General features: G+C 36.1%; 28 protein-coding genes and 1 pseudogene. 3 read left to right on the top strand and 26 right to left on the bottom strand.

Annotated elements, in window-relative coordinates:
* Positions 1–118: 118 nt before the first annotated feature.
* From AC1D7X_RS21010 to AC1D7X_RS20920, 19 genes are all read right to left on the bottom strand, one after another.
* Positions 119–457: a hypothetical protein gene (locus AC1D7X_RS21010; RefSeq protein ID WP_495458197.1), complete on the bottom strand. Its 339-nt coding sequence runs from the start codon at positions 455–457 to the stop codon at positions 119–121.
* Positions 458–681: 224 nt separating this feature from the next.
* A complete protein-coding gene (locus tag AC1D7X_RS21005) occupies positions 682–1,035 on the bottom strand; it encodes a GNAT family N-acetyltransferase (RefSeq protein ID WP_495458196.1) in 354 nt (117 codons plus the stop codon).
* An 881-nt stretch (positions 1,036–1,916) separates the two neighbouring features.
* Positions 1,917–2,012, bottom strand: coding sequence for a competence inhibitor ComI (gene comI, locus AC1D7X_RS21000; RefSeq protein ID WP_495458195.1), 96 nt, complete (start codon positions 2,010–2,012; stop codon positions 1,917–1,919).
* A gap of 167 nt (positions 2,013–2,179) precedes the next feature.
* Positions 2,180–2,692, bottom strand: a complete 513-nt coding sequence (locus AC1D7X_RS20995; RefSeq protein ID WP_495458194.1) for an AAA family ATPase — start codon at positions 2,690–2,692, stop codon at positions 2,180–2,182.
* A 69-nt stretch (positions 2,693–2,761) separates the two neighbouring features.
* Entirely contained in the window at positions 2,762–3,172 is a 411-nt protein-coding gene (locus tag AC1D7X_RS20990; protein WP_495458193.1) for a YhfM domain-containing protein, read from the bottom strand.
* Between the two features lie 58 nt (positions 3,173–3,230).
* Entirely contained in the window at positions 3,231–3,725 is a 495-nt protein-coding gene (locus AC1D7X_RS20985; RefSeq protein WP_495476049.1) for a GNAT family N-acetyltransferase, read from the bottom strand.
* 131 nt (positions 3,726–3,856) lie between these two features.
* On the bottom strand, positions 3,857–5,350 hold the full coding sequence (locus AC1D7X_RS20980; RefSeq protein ID WP_495476048.1) for a serine hydrolase domain-containing protein: 1,494 nt from the start codon (positions 5,348–5,350) through the stop codon (positions 3,857–3,859).
* 247 nt (positions 5,351–5,597) lie between these two features.
* Positions 5,598–6,287, bottom strand: a complete 690-nt coding sequence (locus AC1D7X_RS20975; protein ID WP_495476047.1) for an HAD-IA family hydrolase — start codon at positions 6,285–6,287, stop codon at positions 5,598–5,600.
* A gap of 856 nt (positions 6,288–7,143) precedes the next feature.
* A complete protein-coding gene (locus AC1D7X_RS20970; protein WP_495476046.1) occupies positions 7,144–7,560 on the bottom strand; it encodes a hypothetical protein in 417 nt (138 codons plus the stop codon).
* A 301-nt stretch (positions 7,561–7,861) separates the two neighbouring features.
* Entirely contained in the window at positions 7,862–8,458 is a 597-nt protein-coding gene (locus AC1D7X_RS20965; protein WP_495476045.1) for a YdcF family protein, read from the bottom strand.
* Between the two features lie 397 nt (positions 8,459–8,855).
* Entirely contained in the window at positions 8,856–9,449 is a 594-nt protein-coding gene (locus AC1D7X_RS20960) for a hypothetical protein (RefSeq protein ID WP_495458183.1), read from the bottom strand.
* A 414-nt stretch (positions 9,450–9,863) separates the two neighbouring features.
* Positions 9,864–10,850 (bottom strand): serine hydrolase domain-containing protein, encoded by a 987-nt coding sequence (locus tag AC1D7X_RS20955; protein WP_495476044.1) that lies wholly within the window; start codon positions 10,848–10,850, stop codon positions 9,864–9,866.
* 231 nt (positions 10,851–11,081) lie between these two features.
* A complete protein-coding gene (locus tag AC1D7X_RS20950; RefSeq protein ID WP_495476043.1) occupies positions 11,082–11,531 on the bottom strand; it encodes a GNAT family N-acetyltransferase in 450 nt (149 codons plus the stop codon).
* A gap of 280 nt (positions 11,532–11,811) precedes the next feature.
* A complete protein-coding gene (locus AC1D7X_RS20945; protein ID WP_495458181.1) occupies positions 11,812–12,198 on the bottom strand; it encodes a RidA family protein in 387 nt (128 codons plus the stop codon).
* Between the two features lie 238 nt (positions 12,199–12,436).
* Positions 12,437–12,871 (bottom strand): hypothetical protein, encoded by a 435-nt coding sequence (locus AC1D7X_RS20940; protein ID WP_495476042.1) that lies wholly within the window; start codon positions 12,869–12,871, stop codon positions 12,437–12,439.
* 250 nt (positions 12,872–13,121) lie between these two features.
* A complete protein-coding gene (locus tag AC1D7X_RS20935; protein WP_495458179.1) occupies positions 13,122–13,577 on the bottom strand; it encodes a RidA family protein in 456 nt (151 codons plus the stop codon).
* Positions 13,578–13,918: 341 nt separating this feature from the next.
* Positions 13,919–14,458: a GNAT family N-acetyltransferase gene (locus AC1D7X_RS20930; RefSeq protein WP_495458178.1), complete on the bottom strand. Its 540-nt coding sequence runs from the start codon at positions 14,456–14,458 to the stop codon at positions 13,919–13,921.
* Positions 14,459–14,740: 282 nt separating this feature from the next.
* Positions 14,741–15,229: a hypothetical protein gene (locus AC1D7X_RS20925; protein ID WP_495458177.1), complete on the bottom strand. Its 489-nt coding sequence runs from the start codon at positions 15,227–15,229 to the stop codon at positions 14,741–14,743.
* Between the two features lie 193 nt (positions 15,230–15,422).
* Positions 15,423–15,869 carry a hypothetical protein gene (locus AC1D7X_RS20920; RefSeq protein WP_495476041.1) on the bottom strand — a complete coding sequence of 149 codons (447 nt, stop codon included), beginning with the start codon at positions 15,867–15,869 and terminating at the stop codon, positions 15,423–15,425.
* Positions 15,870–16,806: 937 nt separating this feature from the next.
* Here AC1D7X_RS20920 and AC1D7X_RS20915 point away from each other — a divergent pair.
* Positions 16,807–17,067 (top strand): hypothetical protein, encoded by a 261-nt coding sequence (locus AC1D7X_RS20915; protein WP_495458175.1) that lies wholly within the window; start codon positions 16,807–16,809, stop codon positions 17,065–17,067.
* A gap of 126 nt (positions 17,068–17,193) precedes the next feature.
* On the top strand, positions 17,194–17,445 hold the full coding sequence (locus tag AC1D7X_RS20910; protein WP_495458174.1) for a hypothetical protein: 252 nt from the start codon (positions 17,194–17,196) through the stop codon (positions 17,443–17,445).
* 206 nt (positions 17,446–17,651) lie between these two features.
* On the opposite strand, the gene AC1D7X_RS20905 is transcribed toward AC1D7X_RS20910, so the two are convergent.
* Positions 17,652–18,041: an HIT family protein gene (locus AC1D7X_RS20905; protein ID WP_495476040.1), complete on the bottom strand. Its 390-nt coding sequence runs from the start codon at positions 18,039–18,041 to the stop codon at positions 17,652–17,654.
* A 294-nt stretch (positions 18,042–18,335) separates the two neighbouring features.
* Between AC1D7X_RS20905 and AC1D7X_RS20900 the strand changes: the two are divergent.
* Positions 18,336–18,419 (top strand): annotated as a pseudogene (locus AC1D7X_RS20900) (transcription elongation factor GreA); the annotation flags it as partial.
* 105 nt (positions 18,420–18,524) lie between these two features.
* On the opposite strand, the gene AC1D7X_RS20895 reads toward AC1D7X_RS20900, so the two are convergent.
* From AC1D7X_RS20895 to AC1D7X_RS20870, 6 genes are all read right to left on the bottom strand, one after another.
* Positions 18,525–20,201, bottom strand: a complete 1,677-nt coding sequence (locus tag AC1D7X_RS20895) for a DUF4855 domain-containing protein (RefSeq protein WP_495476039.1) — start codon at positions 20,199–20,201, stop codon at positions 18,525–18,527.
* A 256-nt stretch (positions 20,202–20,457) separates the two neighbouring features.
* Complete coding sequence (locus tag AC1D7X_RS20890; protein WP_495476090.1) at positions 20,458–21,180, bottom strand: IS4 family transposase; 723 nt, start codon at positions 21,178–21,180, stop codon at positions 20,458–20,460.
* Positions 21,181–21,207: 27 nt separating this feature from the next.
* Positions 21,208–21,597, bottom strand: a complete 390-nt coding sequence (locus tag AC1D7X_RS20885; protein WP_495476038.1) for a hypothetical protein — start codon at positions 21,595–21,597, stop codon at positions 21,208–21,210.
* Positions 21,598–21,691: 94 nt separating this feature from the next.
* Positions 21,692–21,985, bottom strand: a complete 294-nt coding sequence (locus tag AC1D7X_RS20880; RefSeq protein WP_495458170.1) for a hypothetical protein — start codon at positions 21,983–21,985, stop codon at positions 21,692–21,694.
* A 282-nt stretch (positions 21,986–22,267) separates the two neighbouring features.
* Positions 22,268–22,621, bottom strand: a complete 354-nt coding sequence (locus AC1D7X_RS20875) for a low molecular weight protein tyrosine phosphatase family protein (protein ID WP_495476089.1) — start codon at positions 22,619–22,621, stop codon at positions 22,268–22,270.
* Between the two features lie 288 nt (positions 22,622–22,909).
* Positions 22,910–23,398, bottom strand: a complete 489-nt coding sequence (locus tag AC1D7X_RS20870; protein ID WP_495458167.1) for a hypothetical protein — start codon at positions 23,396–23,398, stop codon at positions 22,910–22,912.
* Between the last annotated feature and the right edge of the window lie 219 nt (positions 23,399–23,617).

Below are 23,617 nucleotides of genomic sequence, written 5' to 3'. Positions count from 1 at the left end.
TTATGTTTTCACCTTTTTTATAATTATGTATATTTGCAGTGATTTCATATAACGTTGCGTCTTTCAAAACGTCAAACTTAGCCGATAGAGATTCTCTTTCAATTTTATCAGCAACTATTTATTTATAATCATTAATTCCCTTGCTCTGATTTGTCACGAACTTAATATTCTTATATTCCCAATCAACTATTATAAATGTAGGATACTTTTGTATCGAAAATCGTTTATCAATTCCATTTAATATTATGAATTTAAATCTTCTATTTGCTTCTTCAACTCCAAATAATTGCTCATAATTTGCGTTTTCTTTCACATCGATTCTTTGATCAGTATATATGTATAGAATATCTCTCTGATCTTCTTGAACCTTATTTATTATTGAAAATGAGATAAAGACTATTACAAACAAAGCTATGGTTAAATAAAAAATAACTTTACTTCTTTTGATCTTGTTCACCTCTCCTTCAATAGTTCAATGATTTCGGATAACGCTCGCACTTCACCGACATCCAGACAGCCGCAGCTTAAGAACCGAAGGTCCTGAAGATTCTGTCACTTTACAGGTCGGATGTGTCTCCTGAAATCAACTTCTACGAAATTCCTCTTAGTAATCAAGGATGCATAACGACCTCTGTGGTGGTAACGTGATGTTAGATAATGTCGTCTCTACTTCGATTAGACCTATGGTGTAGTCTTTATCCAGTACTTACAAACCCCTTCATTTAACTCAGTTAATATACCTTTGTTTGTCTCAATAATTCTTCTAGAGGGCATGTTGATTTCATCACATGTTAGTAATACATTCTCAATATTTATTTCACGTGCTCTTCCCAATAATTCACGTAACATTATCTTTCCGAACCCCTTATTTCGGCATGAAGGCCGAATAACATAACCAATATGTCCACCATGTTCTAGTAATTTATCGTTTAGAAAATGACGTAGTTTTCCGTACCCACAAGGATAACCATCTATATATAACCAGAAAATAGTTTGAGGGACTAAATGGGATTCTAGGTTTATTCCTCTTGCCATATCATAGTATCTCAAAATCATCTCACGAAATGCGTCTTCACTAGCAGTATATAGGCTATTAACAAACCCATTCTCTCCCGGACTAACATGTATAGACTATTCCATATAACATTACGAATTCCTGACATCGGGCTTAACGATTGTAGGTCTGGGCCGTCAGCCTTAGCTGGTTGATGTGTCGCCTAAAATCACTTCTTAGAGTTTCCTCTTGGCACCAAAGGAATGTTAGCGACGTAGCAGGCATCCTCTGTTAGGTGAAGTTTTAACTTTCCCGATTCCGACACACTAAGAATTAGCTCTCAAGGACTTTCTAGCGAAGTAGAAAGCAAAAAAATTAAATTCAATATGTATCAAACATGTTAACAAAATCGAATGCGTTATATCTGCAATGCCACCACATGTGATTCCCCCAACAAAAGCAAAAACCATGAATCTTGTACTTTGTCGTGATAATTCTCTATCATCCTTACATTCCACTCTTTGGTTGGTTTGTGATTGAATAGTTCATTTAAATACATTTTTTATCCCTCATTTAATAATTATTTGCATTATTGTTTTAGGTTTATAAGTTTTCATGATGTTTCACACAACGTACCCATTTCTGACGTCCTAGCAGCTTAAGTGACCATAGGGAACGGGTCATCCAGACTGACTCGGTTGAACTCGGTTGAATGTGTCACATGGGTCCTACCGCTCTTTAATACTATATTTAACTTTATTTCATTTTTTTTGGATACAAGTTTTTAAGTGTGTTATTATATATTTAGTAAAGACCAAGTGCTGGTACACTTGGTCAGTACAATTGGCTTGGATGGTTTATTCCCTTCTAAGTCATACAGGAATCAAAACCCACCTTAGTCATTTAATCTATGGGTGGGTTTTTACTTTTTCTTGTTGTTATTATTAATGTATGATAAAAGAGCAAGGATAAACATCCCAAATAGGAACATAATCGTTATTGCATCTTTTACTTCCATGGCTTCACCTCCTTTCGAAGAGAAACCATGCCCACCCAAGATTCATTGTATTTATATTTTACCTTCACTTCCGAATGCGTACAAGCGTTCCTATGTAATTTTGATTTATTTTTTGGCGACTGAGGAGCGAAATCAACGATGTAGAATGGTTAGTTATCAAAACTAATTTACCTTCTTGAGTTTTCCTCAAATATTTTCAATATAACTTTATTATCTCTTACTTCTATCACTTTGTGTTTATATTGATCTAGTGAATTGATGAAGCTAATAAGTTTCTTGTCGTTATATTCTTTATTCCATTTCAATAGCTCTATTAGACTATTAAGCGTTTCCTTCTTTTTACTTTGTTCAATCCCTAGCTTCCTCTTGAAAAATCTCGTAATAACGCGTTTATGTTGAATAGCTATTCTTGGCCTTAATATAAATACCTTGTCAGCACTTTCTATACTGGATTTGATCCACCCCAGATATACTCCCTCGATAATCCATGAATCATGTTCTAATATTTCTTGAAATCGTTGATTTCGTATTTCCTCTGAGTTTTTCACTCCGTAACGATTCGATGCATTGTCCCAAAATATATCATCTAAATCATAATGAGGAATGTTCAACTGTTGAGCTAATTTCTTACTTATATAGGACTTGCCACTTCCAGACCCACCTATTATATGTATTTTCATACCTACTTGACCAACCCCCCTTGTATTTTGTTGATTTTCGAATAAATCGCCTAAGTTACTATCAGGTGCCTACTTTTTTAATACATCTCTTAATTGATTTGCATATTTCATTGGAATTTCGTATCCCTGGCTTGAATTTGATTGTTCTACTAATAATCCATTCATCAATCTATCTGTTCCTAGCGACAAATGATAATTCTTTGTTGTGTTGTTAGAGTAGGTAATTATTATGTTGTATTCTGCAGCGTAATCTAAGATACCATCCATTTTTATCGCCATATTAATTGCTTCTTCAAATATCTTAATAGATTGTGCATCATCTAAATACTTACTCTCGCATAATTCATCATTGGTAGTTTTTGGACAGTCAAGTCTTATAGAGTTAATCGAAACATTTGAATCTGTATTATTGTTACATCCAGTAATAATAACTAAGAGCAGCAAAATGACTACTAAATGTTTTGTATTAATGTTTATCACCCTTCCTATTATTCTTTAAGGCGATTTCACCTACGTTCTAGATCCTCTTGTTCCTATCCTAATCAACCAAATCTGCAACCATAGTTATAGATGTACCCACTTCCCCAATTTCTTTAAATCCAAATCGTTTGTAAAGTTTCATAGCTGCTGTGTTGGCTGGATCCACACTTAGTGAAATTCTTCTTATTCTCCTTGAAATGCATTCTTTAAATAACTCTTCTAATAATGCACTTCCGATACCTCTATTTCTGTATTCTTGCAAAAGCGCCATTCCTAGCTCCGGTACATCACTATCAATATATCCAAAGCCCTTGTTACTTTCATTAAAAATTCGAGCTGTTATAGATCCAACCGGCCTACCCTCATTATTTATTGCAATAAATCCAATATCTCCATCTCTCCCCCAGCCATCAACATACTTTGAAATTAAGGGATCATTTATTATCCCTTTTTCGAATGGCTCTTGCCCTTCGGAGACAAATAATGATTCATATAACATTTCCCATAAAAAATTAGTATCTTTATCTTCTATCGGTCTAATACTGAATTTCATCTTAATAGTCTCCTCGTTATTATCATCAACAGGCATTAACGCTGCTAGGAATTTCACTAAGCTGCATCACACTAGTGACCAAAGTAATATCAGATCTAACTCATCTTTCGCAGCTTCTAAATCTAGCACTTTTACGACTTTCTAATTATTCTTACTTTTTTAATATTAATGATTATCGATAAAATACAATTGATCGCAGTAAGACCTATCCACATATATACTGAATATGACATCCACGTCCCTAACATTAGATAATTATTGTTTAATAGATAAGGCCATATAATTACCAATACTAAAAGCATAATTCTTAAGATTAGTGCGATACTACCTCCTGTCATTTTTCTGAACCTCGTCTTTTCATCTTTAATATGTAGTTGTATTCCTCTAACGAGTTTAATTACTTGGACACATAAAATAACGACGGCTATTATTACTAAGAATGAAAATACCAAATCAATTAATAGATACACATCATCATAATTAAATTTATTCATATGAATTCCATTCATGTTCTCATAAATGTTATTAGCAATTAGCGATGGCGCAGTTGAATTCAAGTTGGCCAGAACAAATATGGCCTGCTGCTTTTCTAAATCAATAAGAACCTGTGAGGAGTAATTAGGGTTAGATCCATTATGACTAACAATTCTATTTTTAGTATCCATACTCCATCCGAATGAATAGTATTGATTGTCATCTTCGTATCCCGCCGTTTTGATGTCGACTTGATGAGATTGTTGTATCGCTTTCACTAAATGTTCTGGGATACCGCCTATCCCCATTTGGGCATTAATCCAACGTTCTAAATCCTTTAAATTTGTTACCAAGTATCCTGCTGCGATATTACCATAATATCTAGGGGCATCATATTCTATGCTTCTTCCAAAAAATACACGATATCCTTTGGTAAGTTTATCAGATTCCTTTTCCTGACCTGTTGAAAAATAACTGTCTGACATTTTTAATGGAACCAGTATCTTTTCAGTTACATAATCCTGATAACTTTTACCTGTAACTTTCTCAATAATCATCGCTAAAACATCATAATTAACTGTAGCGTAATGATATGCTGTCCCAGGATACGTATCTAATGCAATGTCTGACACATTATGTATTGTTTTTTCAAGTAAATCCTCCGTGGTACCTTCAGGAATTAACCGAATACTCCACGATGGAATTCCACTTGTATGAGCTAACAACTGATGAATCGTAATATTAACTTTCTCACCCTTCATGGTTGGCTCAAACGATGGAATATATTCTGTAATAGAATCTGAAAGAGATAAGTAGCCCTCATTTTCTAATAAAATAACGGCTAAAGCCGTAAATGCCTTTGTAGTCGATCCTAACTCAAATAATGACTCTTCAGTTACCCTCTTCTTCTTATTAACATCTGCATATCCGTAATTCTTATATTCTGTCTTGCCCTGCTCTGATACTACGATAGCCACCCCTGGAGTCGCTGATTTGTCCATTATGGTTTCCACCATATTATCCTCATTATCATAATTACCTGCCTTAAACAAAGTTCCAAGTTTATTCCAACAAACACTAGTAGTAATTATCACGATCAGCAGGATGGCACATGCTATAGATGAACCTGTTCTACTTAATATTTTCTTCACTGTATTTCTCCCTTTTGTAAGTCTTCTAAAATATTATCGATCTAATATAGGAAATCTTAAATTCGCATGTTCGATAATGTTTTTGTGACTACGACGTCCATTCCACTTATATAGCTCTTAGCTTATGTGAATGGGAATGAATGTGTATGAAGGTATGACTCGCTCGGGTGTCGATAACTATGTAATTAATTACTTTCTTAAGCCCATTACTAACACAATTATTTATCCAATATTTTCACCAAACTCTTTAACTCTTTAGATCCTTGATGAATATATGCCCTGAATCGGTTGAATTTTCTTCACCTCTTAATAACCACATAGTATGTAATCCTAGTCTTCTAGCTCCTTCGAGATTTTTAATATTATCGTCAATAAATAAAGCTTCTTTTGGTTTGATATTTAATTCAGCTAGTGCTGTTTGAAACATTAATTCATGTGGCTTTAATACACCTAAAACTGAAGAAATGATAAATGTTGAAAAACAGCTTCTCAATCCCACATTCTTAAACACACGTTCTAACGACGGCCATGTATCCGATACTACCCCTAACTTATAATTGTTGTTAAGCTCTGGTATTACCTCAAAGACATCTTGATAAAACTTAAATTTATCATCGTTAAAAACAGTATCATATGCTAACCCTTCTATTTGTTCTCTGTTAAGTTCAAGTAAAGCCAATTCTTCAGAAACGATTGCGTAGAATTGAATGAAATGTTTGTACTCTTCTGTTTCAGATAATATCAACGGATTTTCGTCCATATATTGTAATGCTTTATGAAATGCACTTTCTATTTGATCTTGTGCTATTAATTCAAATTTCTCTTTGTTGACATAACTATAAAATTTAGGTGAGATAAACCAGTGACCTGACCTAGGATGATTCAATACACGGCCAGAATCAAATAAGATTGCTTTTATATGTTTCAATTCCTCCATTGGAATTCCCCTTCAAACTATATTTATATATCTATTGGAAGTTATGGTGTATAACGGTTGGCAATCCTGATGTTCAAGCAGCTTAAGTGACCAAAGAAAACGAATCGTCAGACTTAGCCGGTTGAATGTATCGCATGAATCAATGAAATCCCCCCTTGGCGTCAAGGGAGTATACCGCAGTAGGAATATGTTGGACTCTTTTAATGAATGAATACCTCACAAAATCTATAACATTCTTTCTAAATCATTGATTTCAAGCCTTACAGAATGATAGTAATTTTCATTAAATTGTATCTTATCTATCTTTGCTTTAAAAAATTCAGCAGACATAACATATTCCCTGTCCAATCTGATTCTATTAAATTCGCTTCACTAAAGTTACAAGTTTTCAAATTCGAGTTTATAAATCTACTATTTCATAAATTTTCCTTTGAAAAATCAAGAGCAAACGTACAATCTATAAATGTGTATCCATTCAAAATATAATTTTAAGACTTCCTTCTTCTACACAAATACCTAAAAAAGTCTTTTGTCCGGTTTGAAGTAATTCTTTAAATTGATTGATGGTTAGATCCATTTAGACAATCAACGCCCTTGGGATTTATTGGTTTATATTTTTTTCAGTTCCAGCACAATTTCACTTAACGTTGCGAATTCCTGACGTTCAAGCAGCTTAAGGACCGCAGGTCCGGGTCGTCAGACTTAGCTGGTTGAATCACCTGATTAATCCCCTTGAAAATCCCTCTTGGCGATCAAGGGCGAATGCCCAGATGTCAGCGTTTTCTTTGAAATATCCCTCAATTTTAATATCCTTAACTCCCTTGTTTCCCGTTAGTTTAGCGAGATTACTCACTTATTATTGAGCTAGAGGAATCCCTTCTTTCCACTCTGTTTCTAAATCTCGCCCAAACTGTCTGACTGCTTCATCAACTACATTTATTGAAAAATCTTGTTGCGATCCAAAGAATCTAAGTCTATATATTTTTTCTTCTCTTAACTTTTTCCAATCCAATTGGTAAAGGTGCCTTTCAAAAGAGCTATACAGGCAATTTAAAATAAAATCATTTAACATATCCAATGGGAAAAATGAAGTTACCTCAATATAATTTTTTATAGTTAAATTTGTCCATCCAAAATCTAGTTCATAGATTTTGTTATTTTCTCTATAATACTTGAAATTAAGTTGACAACCTTCGTATTCCCCTGGTATGCATCTTAAAAAAGTGAATTCGACATAAGTACCGTTGTTCTTTTTGTCATGTAGATTAGCCATCTTCCCGAGCTCCTTTAATAGCCTGATTTAAGAATATTCTATTACTCTTTTTAAAGAAATCTAATTTACACAAACAATGGATTATTTAGGTCTTTATGGTGTTCGCTGATTTCCGATATTGTTCGCGCATTCCTGTCGTTCAAGCGGCTTAAGTGACCGAAGGTCCGGGTCGTCAGACTTAGCGGTTGGATGTGTCTCCTGAATTAACTTCTATGAAATCCATCTTGGCGACTGCGGAGCGTCAGCGACGCAGCAAGAATGTGTTGTTATCAGATGTCCCAGCTCTCAACGAATAATTCATTTACAATGCTATTTCATCATCTTTTAGTTGGCCTTCATTAATATAATGTATTAAACTCCTTATTTCTTTATCGGCCCTCTCTCTGATTGGACCTATATTCCACCAATTAAGTGGTAGTTCTACGTCAGTTCCAACCATTTCAAAATCTATCCAACTAGGCATATAAGTTTTGAGAGTAAGTAGACATCTCCTCAAATGACCAGAATCACTAACAGCAATTAATCTCTTAATTTTATGTAATCCAAGTGCTCGATCTAATACTAATATTGATGCCAAGACATTTTCTTTAGTATGATTTGAAATTGTTTCTATTACTACTGCTTCTTCTGGAACACCCTGTTCAATTGCATATTGTTTCATAGAGATTGCTTCAATTTCATCGCGTTGCCCCCACTTATCTCCTCCTGAAAATAAAATAATCGGAGCTCTTCCCTCTTTATATAATTGTTTAGCTTTATTGGACCTATCTAAATTCCCATTGCCGAATACCATGATACAATCGCCCTTCAATTCTGATTCCATTCGACCACTAAGATACAATAGAGTTATCATTTGTTCTGGTGTTAATTCTTCAGGATTCATCTTGGAAATATGCATTCATTATTCCTCCAATGTTCCGATTATTATTGTTGGGATTTCAGCTAACGTTCGCGCATTACCGACGTCCAAACTGCTTAAGGATCGTAGGTCCGAATGGCTCTGCCACTTAGCTGGTTGGATGTGTCACCAGAATTAACTTCTACGAAACTTCTTCCTGGTGACCAATGGAGCGAAGCGACCGCTGTGGTAATTCAATGTTAACTGATGCTCCTTCTTCTTCTATTTACCCTTTTAAATTACTTGTTCCGGTTTTTACGTGTTTCCTTCTTTAACTCTCTTAATTCTCTAATGATTCTACCTAATCCTGTTTCCGCATAGGAAACATTCCAATCCTTACCTTTCTGGATGTTTTCTATTCTATTAGCACAGAACTTATTACATAACCTTAATTCATTTAATCAGTAATTTTTTCAAGTTCAAAAATAGTTGCCTCTGCTAACAAGATAAGCCTGTTGTTATTAATAACAAAAAAACTTAAAGGTATTCTAAGTTTTGTAGAAGGGTCACTTATATTTATTACTTTTACTACATCATTTATATTTAAGTCTGGGATATCTATTTTATATAATCTATAAAAAGAGTCAGAGTTATAGCATGTCGTTGTAATCTCATATAAAGGTTTTTTTAGTTCATATTGATAATCACTATAGTTTTTAAGTCCTTTTGATGAAAAAAAGTCTTTATTGATGATAATTTCATCTTCAATAAATTTTTGCCCTGTTGGATATTCAGAAGCATCATTATATGAGTTTGCAAATCCTAAAAGTTTCTCAACTTTCCAAGTTCCATAGAAATATTTTTCAGTTTCACTATCCAAATTTATACGATCTACAGTACAATGTTCGGATGTATTTTTTGGAATAATAGGCTCATCCGTTTCAGCTTTAGGTTCACTGGAAATATTTGAATTTGATGTCATTTCCACATTTCCACAAGCCGATGCTAGCATCAACATTATCATAATACAAACCAATAATATTTTTTTCATACTTCACACTTCCACTATTAAGTTACGTTCTCATCATCAAAAATGATATTCAAAATCTCAATATGTTGTATACTGTTCTATCAGTTTGGAAATTTTAGCTAATAAGTTCTTCACGTAACTGAATTGATAAGAGGTGAAGTATAAAGTTAAAATGACAAATGTCCGTTTTAAAGTATTCGTTGAAGAATTTTCTCCAAAAGCAATAATCCAGAAAATCATTTATACCCCTATTTAAAATATTTCCAAGCTATTTTCATGGTTTTCACTATTTAATCTGTTTCCGTATGGAAACCTTTTGGCTGGTTGGATGTGTCGCCTGATTCCACTTCACAGATAATCCCTCTCGGGGACCAAGGAGCGTCAGCGACGATGCTGTAAAACATTGTTAGACGATCCACCTGACCTCATAAGTAATCATTCGAAAATTCTGGTAGATATTTTCATAGCAATTTCACCTGTATCCTGTGAGAAATTATTCAATACAATAACACATACTTGTTCTTCAATGAATCTGCAAATAAAAGAATCGAAGCCATGAATTCCACCTGAATGAAATACTACTTTACGTTCTCCAATATGGTGAATCATCCACCCATATGCATAATTTTCTAAATAGGGTGTATACATTTTCATCTTTAATTCATCACTAATTAGTGAACTAGTATATAATGCTCTATCCCATCTATATAAATCTTCTATTGTAGAATATAATCCTCCGGCCCCTTGTGGAATTTTCATATTAATATATGGAGCATTTTTCAGTACCTCATTCTCGATATAATAACCGTTCGCTCTGTCTAAAATAATTGTTGCTTCATTATCATAACCAGAATCTTGTATTGCGAGTGGTTTAAATATATGTTCATTAATATACTCTTCATAACTACATCCTGATACTACTTCGATGATATACGATAATAAAAAATAATTAGAATTTGAGTACTCATACTTCTCACCGGGTGAAAAGTTAACAGGCATATCCAAGAAGCTCTCCATTGTTTCTTTAATTGAAAGGGAAGACTTGTACCATTCTAATATGTCTTTTTGATTAGAAAAATTAAAAATCCCCGAGGTATGTGTAAGCAAGTTATGAATATTAATTTGATGAACAATAGGGTATTGTGGCAAGAATCTAGCCAAAGTTGTATCCAAACTTAATTCTTCCTGATCAACTAATTGTAATATCGCCATTGCTGTAAATTGTTTTGTCACTGATCCAATTCTAAATTTTGTTTTCGGTTGATTTAGTACGTTATGTTCCACATTTGCAAATCCAATAGATGTATTAGCTAGAATACCTTCTTTGTCTGCTACCAGTATATTTCCATTGAATTTAGAAGAATCAGTCAGGTTCTGAATAAAGGCATTAATTGATGATTTGATTTCGTTAGTACTTGTCAATGTGAATCACTCCTTTTTTATATATTTTCTATCTCTATCAGGTGTTTCGTCTAACGTTTGGACGTTACCGACGTCCAATCGGCTTAAAGACCGTAGGTCCGAGTGGATGTGTCACCTGAATCAACTTCTCTGAAACTTCTTCCTGGTGACCAAGGGGCGTAGCGACCGCTGTGGTAATGCAATGTTAGACGATGACTGTGCCATCCTTGAAAGCGCAATCAAATTATAACTCTATAAAGTCTTCTCAAAAATGTATAGGTCATCTTCTTCTCTAACTTTGGTGAATCCGCACTTTGAATAGAAGTGATGATTCTTGACACTCCAGCTAGGAGTATCAAGCCACCATTTATTGCTATCTGGAAAAATTCGTTCAACTTCTTTCATTACTTTCATACCGATTCCTTGATTCTGAAAGTTCGGATCAATAAAAATTCTTCCTAAGTTATGTACTTGATTGCTTTCTATTAATATCAAAGTCCCCCCTATTATTCCTCCGTTATAGAGCACCTTGAAATATTCACAATATTGCATCATTTCTTCTTGCCAACTTGTGGAGTCATAGCCAGGAGGTCCTCCGATTTCGTTATTATTGAATTGTTTAGATTCTTGATCAAAGCTGGCCTTTTGTATCTCGGTAAGCTTTTTTGCATCATTCTTTATTGCCTTCTCTAATATCAACATAAATATATCTACCTCCATGAATGTGAATTGTACTTTTCTTTTTAAATTATCTTTTATTATTTTATGATTAAATATATCTTGTACAGGTTTCGCCTAACGGTTCCGTGTTCACGACGTCCCCACCACCTTAAGGTCACGTAGTGACCGGCCGCGATGCGGTTAGGTGGTGCGGATGTGTCCCGGCAACTACTTCCCGACTTATCTCCCGGGACCGAGACGGATTGTCCGCCGATGCATGAACATATATGTTGCTGTCTCCCTGAGTGAGTTAAAAAAGCCCTTATGTAATTATTGCTTGTACTTCGATTTCAACAAGTAATTCAGGATCTATTAGTGCTTTTACTTCAACCATTGTAGCTACAGGCCGGATATCTTTGAAGTATTCACCATGTGCTCTTCCTATCTCCTCCCACTGGGAGATGTCAGTTACAAACATTCTAGTTCTTATTACATCTTCCATCCTTGCTCCTACTTTCAATAAAGCTTCTTCTATAGTCTTAAAAATCTGTTTTGTTTGTAAATATGCACTGCCCTTCCCGATGATTTCTCCATCCTTCATTGAGGTTGTTCCAGCCACTTCAACAGTATTTCCTACTCGTATAGCTCTACAATATCCTACGACGGGTTCCCAAGGAGAACCCGTTGATACAGAAATTCTCTTCGTCATACTATCCTCCCATGACATCTTTAATTTATCTACAGCAATTTCCGATAACGTTGCGCATTCCTGACGTCCAATCAGCTTAAGGACCATAGGTCCGGGTAGCTCTGCCACTTAGCAGGTTGGATGTGTCGCCTGATTCCACTTCTCTGATAATCCCCTTGGTAACCAAGAAGCGATAGGGGCGATGTAGGAAAGCATTGTTATCAGATGCCGGTGTTTCTTCGATTCAAATCAAATATGTTTAAATTCCTAATATTGATATCTCATCATAGTTTTCAAGTGTTCTTCTTATCCAGTCATTAAATTCGTTGATTAATTCATTTATTTTATTGGAATTCTCAATATATTCCTTCCTATATATTATAGTTGAACCCTTAAAGTATGATCTTATCAACTCATCCAGATTTACTATCATTTCATTGCTATTATCCAAGAGAGTTCTTTGTAGTTCTTTGAGAGACTCAATTATTTCTGACCAATTATCTTTACCAATCTCTTGGAAAGCGTAATGGTCGTAGTTAATGAAGACATTTGCAATTATCGGTTCGAAATAAATAAAGTCTTCTTCCGTGAAAAAAATAGACTCTTCATTCCAAGATTTGCTCTTATATCTTCCTGGTAGTACTTCTATATAACAAGTTCCTTTGAGTTCATTTAGATCGTGTATGATTTTCATAATATGTTGTCCTTTACAGTATTGTTGTTATGCACTTCACCGGTTTCAGCTAACGTTGCGTATTTCTGACGTCCAAACGGCTTAAGGACCGTAGATCCGGGTGGGCTCTGCCACTTAGCCGGTTGGATGTGTCACCTGATTCCACTTCTTCGAAATACCTCTTGGCGACCAAGGAGTGTCAGCGACTAAGCAAAAATGCATTGTTATGTGATGTCCTAGGCATCTCCGAATATCCCTGTATTTTTCTTCATTATTCTTCTACTTCAAATATGGAATCAACAATTATCGGAAGATTATCTCTTACTGATACTGCTCCAAAAACAGATCTTGCGTGAACACCTTTATCCCCAAACACCTCATACATCAATTCAGAAAATCCATTCAGAACTTTATGATGCTCTTCAAAATATGATTCTGCATTTACAAATCCTTGAATCTTAACAACTCTTTTTACTTTATCTAATGATCCTAAAGCATCCTTCACTACAGCAAGAACCTCAATTCCTGCTTGCCTTGCAAATTCATATCCATCATCTGTATTAAAATCACTTCCAAGTTTTCCTTTAGGGTTTCCAGTAGGACCTTTACCAGATACAAACATAAGTCCGTTTACGATAACAAAATTCGTATAACTAGCTGCTGGATTACTAGCATTAGGTAAAGTAATTCCTAGGTTTTCTAAACGATCTTCAATATGGTTTTTCAATTATTTCTCCTGCCTTTCTATGTTTTTAATTATATTCCCAGGATTTCATATAACGTTCCCATATTAACGACGCGAGCCGACCTTAGGTAGCTCCTATCTTAGGTCGGCTTGTGCGTTGTCTGAATTATCTCCCATGATTATACATCGGACGATCAAGGGGCGTAAGCCCGCTGCGTGAATATAATGTTTATATGACGTACTTGCCTTCCTGTACCACCACTAAAATATCTGACATCATTGATCTCACTTACAAGATTGGCTTCTGGATTCTTCAACTAAATAATATCTTACAAATTTAATATAATAGACTCATTATAATTCATGTCCTATATATCCTTTTTCTAATTAGATTTCTTTAAATATTCATGTTTCAAAATACTCATCATGATACGATCGACATATTGACCATTTTTATAGACGTCGTCTCTTAGTATGCCATCCTTTTTGAAACCAGCCTTTTCATAACTCCGAATAGCACCAGGATTATCAGCATCTACCGTCAAATACACTTTATGAAGGTTTAAACGCTCGAACGCAAAATCCAGGACAACACTTGTCACTTCTGTTGCATAACCTTGCCCCCATACCATTTTGTTCCCAATCCAAATACCAAATTCAGCATGCTTAGACCAAGGATGGATCTTAAACAATTGGGTACTGCCCATCGGGATGCCGTCTTCTTTGATTATGGTAAAATAGACAGCTGATGGATCTGTTTGCGCGTACCTCCGTGTACGTTCTCTGACCACTTCCGGTGTTAGTGGCATACCACTTCCTGATGGTAACGTTCGGTTAACTACAGGATCGGACAGCCATTCATATCGTAGTTCCCAATCTTCTTCAACAACAGGCCTTAATGTTACTCGTTGTCCGTATAGCATATTTCCCCTCCGTGTACCTAGATAGTTAATTATTTTAGCCTAAAATTATGGGTATACCATTTGTATCATAATAATAAATTTTATCTAAGCAAGTATGTTATATAACATTACGCATTTCTGACGTCCAAACGGCTTAAGGAACGTAGGTCCAGGTGGCTTTGCCACTTAGCCGGTTGGATGTGTCGCCAGATTCACTTCTCAGAGAATTCCTCTAGGCGATCTAGGAGCACCAGCGACGATGTAGGAATGTAATGTTTATCGAATGTCAGCGACTTCTAGAACTCACTTTCTAAGATTAAATATGCTTTGGTCTGAATTAATTACTCCAAGAATAAATCTAGTATCATACTTTACTTTAATAAACACTTCATCATCATTACTCCCTTTATTTCCAACTATATGTAGTTGACCTTTTTCTTTAGGATCATCTACTGAGTATACAAATGTTACCTCAAAATCTTTATAACCTTTTGCATATATGTATCCATATTTTTCATTATTTTTTTTATCATTTTCATTAGCTATTGAATAAAAATACATTTTTGTTTGATCAGTATTAGTTTTTGCTTCAATTAACCATTTATTTATTATTTCTTGATGCTCTGGTTCAATTGAGTTATATTCATACGAATATATTCCTTTCAACACCTTTTGAATTTGCTGTTCTTCATTGTCTTGTTCATTTACCATCGTATTCAAGTTATTTGAACATCCTATAAGAAGAACAAATAACATCAATACATTAGCTAACTTAACAAAATAGCTTCTCATATTTTCTTACCTCCTTGGCTTGCATATTACATCCGTTGATTTTCGATTACGTTCAGGTATTCATGAACTTCCGCAGGAAGTTGTCACATGAATCTACTACTCTGTCCAAAGCATCAAGTGACCAAGGCGTATCCGCTGCGTGAATACTCTGTTTATCTGATTCCAGTGACACCCTGAGTTACTTTCATGATATCTATATCCATCTATATATTTTCCCACTAGTTACTTTTATCCTGTTCATACTTGCCCACTGTTTTAATTCTTCTATGTTAATCTCTTCATTATTCTTGAATCTAAAATGTAAATCCATTGAAACTAATTTTCTTCCATATAGCTTGATACCGATACTCTGTACAAAATAGCCTTGTATTATAATCTTCTCGATTTTCTGTATTGGTACTTCAATATGATTTATCTTAACTGCATTTTCTGTGATTTCTAGCTCACTATTTTTTCTTAAGATCCTCTTCAATAGCATTACTACTTGTATTACGCTACCTAAAAATAAGATAATGACAAAAAAAACAGATAAAAAATCATCTTTTCGAAGTACTAATAATAGTAAGTAAGTAGTTAATATAGAACTGATCACTTGGATATACCCTGATTTAGGTATTTTGATTTCATATTTCATATTCATGTTCTGGTTTATTCCCTTTCTCACTAGTTTCTGATAACGTACGCGCATTACCGACGTCCAAACGGCTTTAGGGCCGTAGGTCTGCGTGGCTCTGCCACTTAGCTGGTTGGATGTGTCACCTGAATTGGAGTGTAGCGACTGCTGTGGTAATGAAATGTTATATGCTGTTGGGGCCTTCTTTGAGATTCTTCAACCCATCCCTTTATATATCTTTATTCATATGTTGTTAAAGTTCCGCGCGATCCTCTGCTTACTCATTAGGATAAAGTCGCTCCGTCAGGTTTTATATAGCATTATAAAAGTAGCAGGCGAACACATAAAACAATAAAGATTAATCACCCTAACCCTTGTGATTTTTTTATATTATTTTGCCTTAGCTGATATTCGACTGAACTAAATTATCGTCGATAAATATTCTACAGTTGACAGTAAACCAGCCCCCTAATGATACCTTTATTATTTCATCTTGACATTCACCATACTTAATTCTTCCAAACAATCTAGACCTAATACCTAAACCAACCTGTTGATCTTGTAGTTCTTCATCAACATAGAGTCTTTCCCCAGAAAACCATGAATTCTCCACCTTTATTTTGTGTCCTTTATATTCTACTTCCCACTTATTTTCATTTTCTTCTCCCTCTCATTAAATCTGCTAGCAGATTTTTTGGATTAATTAGATTTTGCCCCAATTGCATATAACGTTGTGTATTCGCGACGTCCATTCCTCTTAGATAGCTCTTATCTTAGGGGAATGGATGTATCTTCCTGAATCTTCATCTTCGAAAATACTACTGGCAGATCAAGGGACGACTGGACCGTAGCGCGAATATAGTGTTGAACGCTGGTTCATTCTTCTTCGATACACCCTAACATTGCTTGTTCTTCCATTGGATTGTACAATTATTTTATAAGTTCATATCGGGGGTGTGTAATCATGAAGTGGGTTAATATCCATGATCAATTTCCTGATTGTTGGGTACTCGTTGAAGCGTTGTCTGCTCATTCCATTAATTATAAAAGAACAATAGATGAAATGTCTGTAATATCTAGTTATATAAATCCTAAAGAAGCTTGGGCTACTTATAAAAATCTGCACTTCTCAGATCCATCACGTGAACTGTACGTCTTCTATACCGGCAATGAACACATTGAAGTTAATGAACAACCCTTCACAGGGATCCGAGGTCTTCAATGAAAATCGAAATAATTAATGGCCTCCCTATTGTTGCTCTATCTCTCACATACAATAATAAATCTATTTATCCTAGATAACGTCCTTCTTGATACAGGTTGTGCCACTACTATATTTGACACAGATTCCGTGGAACCAATTGGATTAGATCCAGACTTTATCAATGGAAAATCAGTAAGAATGTATGGTGTCGGTGGTCAAAGCGAATTATGCTACCAACAGAATGTTCAAGATCTAAATATTAATCACATTCTTCTTGAATCATTCACCATTCAATTAGGTTTGACTAAAGAACCTTACGGATTTGATGCGATCCTAGGTGTTGATATTCTTTCATCTTTCGGTTTAAAGATTGATTTTGAGAATTTTATTATTTCTTAGTATCTAACGAACTTGCGTATAACGTTTGACATTCCTGACGTTCAAGCAGCTTAAGTGACCAAAGGGAACGGGTCGTCGGACTTAGCTGGTTGAATGTATCGCCTAAACTAACTTCTCTGATATCCTTCTTAGCGATCAAGGGCGTATGCCCGCAGTAGGAATGCGATGTTAGGTGATGTATTCGTCTTCCTGTAATATCAAACAGTTTATTTGTCACTTATTCGTTTATTTTCTGGGCTCTTAAACCAGTTTCTAATTCCCTTTCCTGCAAAGGGTTCATCTGAAAATCTAGGTATGACATGCATATGAGCATGAAATACATGTTGTCCTCCAACTGACCCACAGTTCCAACCCACGTTATAATTATCAGGCTTTATTTCTCTATCAAGAATTCCTTTTATTTCTTTTAATAATGAGAGTGTAGATTTCCACTCTTCCTCACTCAAATCAAATATGGTTTCTCGATGTTCTTTAGGTATTATTATTCCTGATCCTTCTATTTCAGGTTTTAATAGTTGTAAGTATTTGCAGTGATCATTCTCTATTAAAACTTTTTGGTGTTCTAAGATAATATTGCAGTATTCGCAATTCTCCATTTCTATCTCCCTTTAGGTTATGGTTAGTACGGTTATAAATGCTTTTCAGCGCACTTCGAATATTTCACCTAACGTTTGCGCATTACCGACGTCCGGGTGGCTCTGCCACTTAGCCGGTTGGATGTGTCACCTGAAGAGAGAGAGCCTGCAAACGCGAATCTTTTTCACACCTTTTCATTCTAATTACATCTAGAGAAAACATTCAGCTTGCATGTCGAGGTACTAGTCTAGCCCATGAGCATAGATGCGCAACACTGGGAAATTGCTTTGCTGTGGGGAACTAAACCCGTAGCGATTAAATTAACGATTAGCTGCGGGGATTTAAAGGAAAACAGCGAATATCATTCTGCCAAAAATGATCAGTCCTTCATGGAGACCTGCCGCTTACAACAAGTATTTGGATTATTAGTGACGTTATTCATAAGAAAAGAGGTTAACCAGATAACTAGTTAACCTCTCTCCACTAAATTTATATACATTATTCTAGGGCTGGTAAGTCCCCTTTAAAAATTGATACGTATCATCGTACACAGCGCGAGCGTCAGGGTCGGTGGCGGCTGATGATTTCAGGATTGTCTTCACCTGCTGATAGAAGCCCTTCATCGCTTTCTTCATGATTCCATTATCCACGCTAGTGTTCAAATAGGTGTAATATTTCGCGCGTATTATAGGGTCGGTCAGAACGGCATCGCTCATCTCGAACTCAATGCCCATACCATGGTCATAAGCTGCCTTAGTGATCGTGTCCACACGGTCAGCCGTCGTATTATGGAACAGATAGTTCGGCTGCATGATGGCGGTATCGAAGCCAAGCTCTTTCCAATCACTCCACCCGCGACTAAAATAATAAGGAATCCACTGGAATTTCATCCCACTCTTATGCACATATGAGGATGTCGAGCGGATAAGCTCGTCTTCCTTTGTTGACGTTTGACGCGACACGAATTCATTAAACCAATAGAAGGAGGAAAGCTTTAGGTTGGTATATCCGGCTTCCTTCCATCTAAGGTTGACCTCATCGATATACCATTTCACAACTTTCTCACGGTTCAGCAGTGCCTGCTGCTCCCCTACTTCATTAGGATTCATATTCTCGCTAATACCATCTCCATCCACATCACCAAAGTCATTCTGATCAGTGCGTGGGTAGGGGATTGCAATAACGACTTTTGCTTCATATTTCTTGTTCGGTAATGCCGCTTTGGCCTCTGTCACTGCAGCATTTAATGCGCCAAGCTCATAATTATCTCGGAACAGCCGATCCAGCAGGCTTTCCCAATGTACCTTGTTCGTCGGATTCGTCGAACTTGATCCGTAGTTAGCTCCATCTAAAGTGGGAGCGTAAGGCAGGAACAAGAAGCTGTCAAACATATAATCCTGCGCTACACCATTCTTATTTACATAGGAAACATAAGGTTTCAAATCTTCCTTGGTGTATGAAATCCAGTCGGATGGCTGGTACTGCCACTCTCCTGTATATAGCAGCACTTCATTTTTAACGCCGCCAGCCTGTTTTGAACCTGCAATCGGGTATCCGACATCGGTTTTTGGACCTTTGGATGACGGCTTCAGTTTGCGGCCAGATTTATCCGGTGTTCCTAGTACTTCTATTTCATCCATGAACAGCCAAGTTGCAAAAGGGATTTCAACTTTGACATAACGGGCAACTTTATTTGCATCTGTGATCCCAATTTTTTGCGTTATAGGCCCTTTCTCTGTACTCGCAATCGTACTCAAGCCATCCTTTTGTTTTTCCCATTTTGATCCATCTAAAGAGAGGGAGAAGCTTATTTCCCTAGGGAAGAAAATACCGTTCGCATTATCCTGGAGCAAATTAACCGAAATGTCTTGAATGGTCGAGGGCGATTCTAGATCAATCGTTACTATACGACTTCCTTGCCAGCTACGACCAATGAAAGCAGGGTTTGAAAAGGTGCTGCCTCCGAATACACCATCGGTTAATTGCATACCGGTATCATCAGGATGAGCATTCTCAGTGTTGCCAAAGAGCGTGTCAACCAGATAAGGGGTAACCAGCGTATAGCTTTTGCCTAAAGCTAGATTTTGCTTTACTGCTGCTGCTCCTGTTGGTATAGACTGTCCTAGACTAAGAGTGAACGTTAATACAACTGCTAACAAACCACCAAACCATTTCTTCATTCGTCATCAACTCCTCTCAAATTGTAATCTTTTATTCTCTAAGGTATGCTTGCTCTATAGTTGGGTATAGTTTACATTATTAATTGAGTTAAATCTATTTTAGGACATATTGTTCTCCTAAGATAGATTATTTTGACTGCGCAATTAATAAAAGGCAGCAGTTCAATTCTCATGAACTGCTGCCTTTTATTAATTTTCATTTAAAAAAATCCGCAACTATCACGGATTTCTAAACATGTTATTGCACGCCTGTTGATTAACCAGATACTGGATTTAGAAGGTTCGACAAATAGACATATTTTTTGAGTACCCTAGCAATAGCTAACATCCATTCAACTTGTAAGTGATCGTCTTCGATTTGTTCCTTAAATCGAATAAGAGGTATTGATTTACAAGCGATTAGGTATGGTTTTGAATGATCATATAACCACTTTAAAAGCACGTATGTCATGAGTGCTGCGAACAATTGATTAAATACGGCATTCTTTGTCGTACCAAAAAGAACAGGGACATTTAAATTTTGCTTAATCCATCTAAAGAACACTTCGATCCCCCAACGTGCCTTGTACATGTCAGCGATTTGTTCGGCCGATACATGCATGAGATTGGTGACAACACGAATGTCATTTTGATTGTTGTCCTTGAACATCACCATACGGTGACGAAGTTCTGACTGACACTGCGGTGTTCCTAGGTAGCAAGTGATATCTTTCGTTACATTTGAGTCTTCAACGGATTGGCGTTTTAACGAATGTGGCTTCACAAGCATGACAATTTCTTTGATACGAGTAACAAAATACTGTTGTTCTCTAGCATATTGATCAAATCGTTTGATTTTTCCGTAAGCACGGTCTTGAACAAGGATGTAATTCTTATCTGCAAGCTGTTCGCCAATGGGGACATCATGGACTTTACCGATCGTTTCAATGGCTTGAGCAGGTTGTTCCGTGGCAGCGCTAAATGCAACATGCAGTTTAATACCCGCCCGTTGATCGTGAAAAAGGGCTCAAGGAAGACGTCTTTTCCCTACCGTAATCGTTGTCGAATCTACTAACAATAGATCTTTTGGGATACGAAGATGGCGTCTTATAGCTCGATTACATCTGGACAGAAGTAAATGAAACAGTTGCTTGAACAACTCATAAGGCACATCACTAGCTTTCGTGGAAAAGGTTGAATATTCAATATTACGAAGACTACAAATAATGGCCTTTCCAACAGCTGAGCGATAGCCTTCCCATTCACCAAGAGCAGAATGAGTGAAAAATAACAACAACTGATGAGCTGTAAATTTTGTCGCAGTATCTTTATAATCTAAATCCTCTAGGATTCGCTTCACATCTTCTTCATTAAGAAGAGTTTGAACTAGGTTTGTAAACGTGGTAGACTTTTTCATGAGGTCGCCTCTTTCAAATCGTGGTGTATGGTGCATACGATTTTACAGAAAGGGCGATCTTTTTTTCGATTTAGTAATACCTTATTTTGGTTAATCAACTTTCATTTCTTTCATTTGTATATTCATTTTTTGAATAGTTATTAATATCTTTAATCGTTTTCTTATTAGTTCCTTCAATCTCAGCCCAAATCAAATAAATTACACCAGCTATCAATGCAAGAATACTTAAATTCTTAGGGCCATCTCCAACGTACTCCAACATTGCATTAAATAATCCCTGATCCCATGAAGAAACGCCAGATCCAAAAATAGCAGCACTCAGATATCTAACTCCATACAAAATCGCAGATATCATAAGTAATATTGTTCCTGTTGCTCTTCGACTCATAATAATCATCTCCCTTTATATCTGTTTGTCTTATTTCATTTCTTATTATTTAATAGCACTTTACCCCAATTGCATATAACGTACCCGCATTTCTGACGTTCAAGCGGCTTAAGTGACCGCAGGGAACGGGTCGTCAGACTTAGCCGGTTGCATGTGTCGCCTGAATCTACCCCTTGTAATCCCCCTTGGCGACTGAGAAGCGTCAGCGACGAAACAGAAATGCATTGTTATAAGATGTCGGGGGCTTCCCGAATTCACTTACAAAATTCTATTCCGATTCTCTTATTTTAATTTTATTTCATCATTCCATTCAGGTGCTTTTATATATTCAGATACTCTTGATTTCAATATCTCTATTAATTCATCATCCATAAATCGATAATCATCTTGTATATCTAGACAGATTAATCGTTTATTCTTTATTTTGTTTGAAAACTTCTCTTGAACCCTTTTCTTATGCTTCTTTTCCATCACAAAAATTATATCTGACCATCCAATATGTCCTTCAGTAACCTTAATTCTTGCACTTTCTTCTGTCCCCGCAGATCTAACTTCATATCCGTAAAATCCATCAAAAATCTTCTCTGCTGTTAAGCTACGCCATTTATTACGGCTACAAATAAAGAGTAGTTTAATATCTTGTCACCTTTTCCTCTGTGAGTTTACTTCTATTTTATCATGCACTTGCATGCTTTCCCCCGATTTCTTATAATGTTCATGTGTTCACGACGTCCTACTCCCTTAAGTCCGGAGGGCGGCCGCGATGCGGTTAGGGAATTGGATGTGACCGGCTGATTCCGCTTCCCTGCTACTGCCAATTACTTCTCCGAAACCTCATCTAACTCCTGCCGGACCGAAGGCCGAATGCCCCAATGCGTGAACATGTTGTTATCAGATGTCGGCATCTTCCTTGAAATACCCTCTTTAGCCTTTACTAATCAATTCATTCAATTTTTCAGAAAAATCTTCCCAACTTCCTGAATAACCAATATTCATTCCCCAGCCTACTTCTCTTAAATCCTTTTGTAATTCTTCAAGTACTTTTATTTCATCGGCACTCAGAATTTTATTAGGGTAACCCGAATATTCAGGGTACTTTGAAAAATAATTTAATAGCAAATATAAGTCTTCTTCTTGATCATTAGTTAATCTCCCAATTTCTTTTCCAAATTTTATTATTGATGATATTTCTTGTTGTACATCTTCAATTTTTTCTAAAACAAAGTTTCCATTATTCCAATTGTTTTGTGATTGAAAAGAAATTGAACTTTCAAGTTCAACTAAATCACCTTGGATTTTGTACGTTTGTCTTGAAATTGAATCGTCAATTTGATTGTTCTTCAAAATCAGTAATGAAAACAAAATAATATTAAATAAAATAGAAATTGAAAAGGTTACCTTAATTAACTTCATTTTTTTCTCCCGCTCTTTAATCTTTATGCCGATTTCTGATAACGTTGCGCATTCCTGACGTTCAAGCGGCTTAAGTGACCGAAGGTCCGGGTCGTCAGACTTAGCCGGTTGGATGTGTCGCCTGAATTAACTTCTATGAAATCCATCTTGGCGACCGAGGAGCGTCAGCGACGCAGCAAGAATGTGTTGTTATCAGATGTCCCAGCCCTCAACGAATAA

Source organism: Paenibacillus sp. Y568, from assembly GCF_059445545.1.
Note: the sequence above shows the minus strand (reverse complement) of the source record. Positions and strands in the feature narration are given on the sequence as shown.

Coding starts and splice junctions, on each gene's coding strand:
- AC1D7X_RS21005 (WP_495458196.1), bottom strand. CDS start 1,035: ATGGCAAGAGGAATAAACCTAGAATCCCATTTAGTCCCTCAAACTATT.
- comI (WP_495458195.1), bottom strand. CDS start 2,012: ATGGAAGTAAAAGATGCAATAACGATTATGTTCCTATTTGGGATGTTT.
- AC1D7X_RS20995 (WP_495458194.1), bottom strand. CDS start 2,692: ATGAAAATACATATAATAGGTGGGTCTGGAAGTGGCAAGTCCTATATA.
- AC1D7X_RS20985 (WP_495476049.1), bottom strand. CDS start 3,725: ATGAAATTCAGTATTAGACCGATAGAAGATAAAGATACTAATTTTTTA.
- AC1D7X_RS20975 (WP_495476047.1), bottom strand. CDS start 6,287: ATGGAGGAATTGAAACATATAAAAGCAATCTTATTTGATTCTGGCCGT.
- AC1D7X_RS20970 (WP_495476046.1), bottom strand. CDS start 7,560: ATGGCTAATCTACATGACAAAAAGAACAACGGTACTTATGTCGAATTC.
- AC1D7X_RS20965 (WP_495476045.1), bottom strand. CDS start 8,458: ATGCATATTTCCAAGATGAATCCTGAAGAATTAACACCAGAACAAATG.
- AC1D7X_RS20960 (WP_495458183.1), bottom strand. CDS start 9,449: ATGAAAAAAATATTATTGGTTTGTATTATGATAATGTTGATGCTAGCA.
- AC1D7X_RS20950 (WP_495476043.1), bottom strand. CDS start 11,531: ATGTTGATATTAGAGAAGGCAATAAAGAATGATGCAAAAAAGCTTACC.
- AC1D7X_RS20945 (WP_495458181.1), bottom strand. CDS start 12,198: ATGACGAAGAGAATTTCTGTATCAACGGGTTCTCCTTGGGAACCCGTC.
- AC1D7X_RS20940 (WP_495476042.1), bottom strand. CDS start 12,871: ATGAAAATCATACACGATCTAAATGAACTCAAAGGAACTTGTTATATA.
- AC1D7X_RS20930 (WP_495458178.1), bottom strand. CDS start 14,458: ATGCTATACGGACAACGAGTAACATTAAGGCCTGTTGTTGAAGAAGAT.
- AC1D7X_RS20925 (WP_495458177.1), bottom strand. CDS start 15,229: ATGAGAAGCTATTTTGTTAAGTTAGCTAATGTATTGATGTTATTTGTT.
- AC1D7X_RS20920 (WP_495476041.1), bottom strand. CDS start 15,869: ATGAATATGAAATATGAAATCAAAATACCTAAATCAGGGTATATCCAA.
- AC1D7X_RS20915 (WP_495458175.1), top strand. CDS start 16,807: ATGAAGTGGGTTAATATCCATGATCAATTTCCTGATTGTTGGGTACTC.
- AC1D7X_RS20905 (WP_495476040.1), bottom strand. CDS start 18,041: ATGGAGAATTGCGAATACTGCAATATTATCTTAGAACACCAAAAAGTT.
- AC1D7X_RS20895 (WP_495476039.1), bottom strand. CDS start 20,201: ATGAAGAAATGGTTTGGTGGTTTGTTAGCAGTTGTATTAACGTTCACT.
- AC1D7X_RS20885 (WP_495476038.1), bottom strand. CDS start 21,597: ATGAAAAAGTCTACCACGTTTACAAACCTAGTTCAAACTCTTCTTAAT.
- AC1D7X_RS20880 (WP_495458170.1), bottom strand. CDS start 21,985: ATGAGTCGAAGAGCAACAGGAACAATATTACTTATGATATCTGCGATT.
- AC1D7X_RS20870 (WP_495458167.1), bottom strand. CDS start 23,398: ATGAAGTTAATTAAGGTAACCTTTTCAATTTCTATTTTATTTAATATT.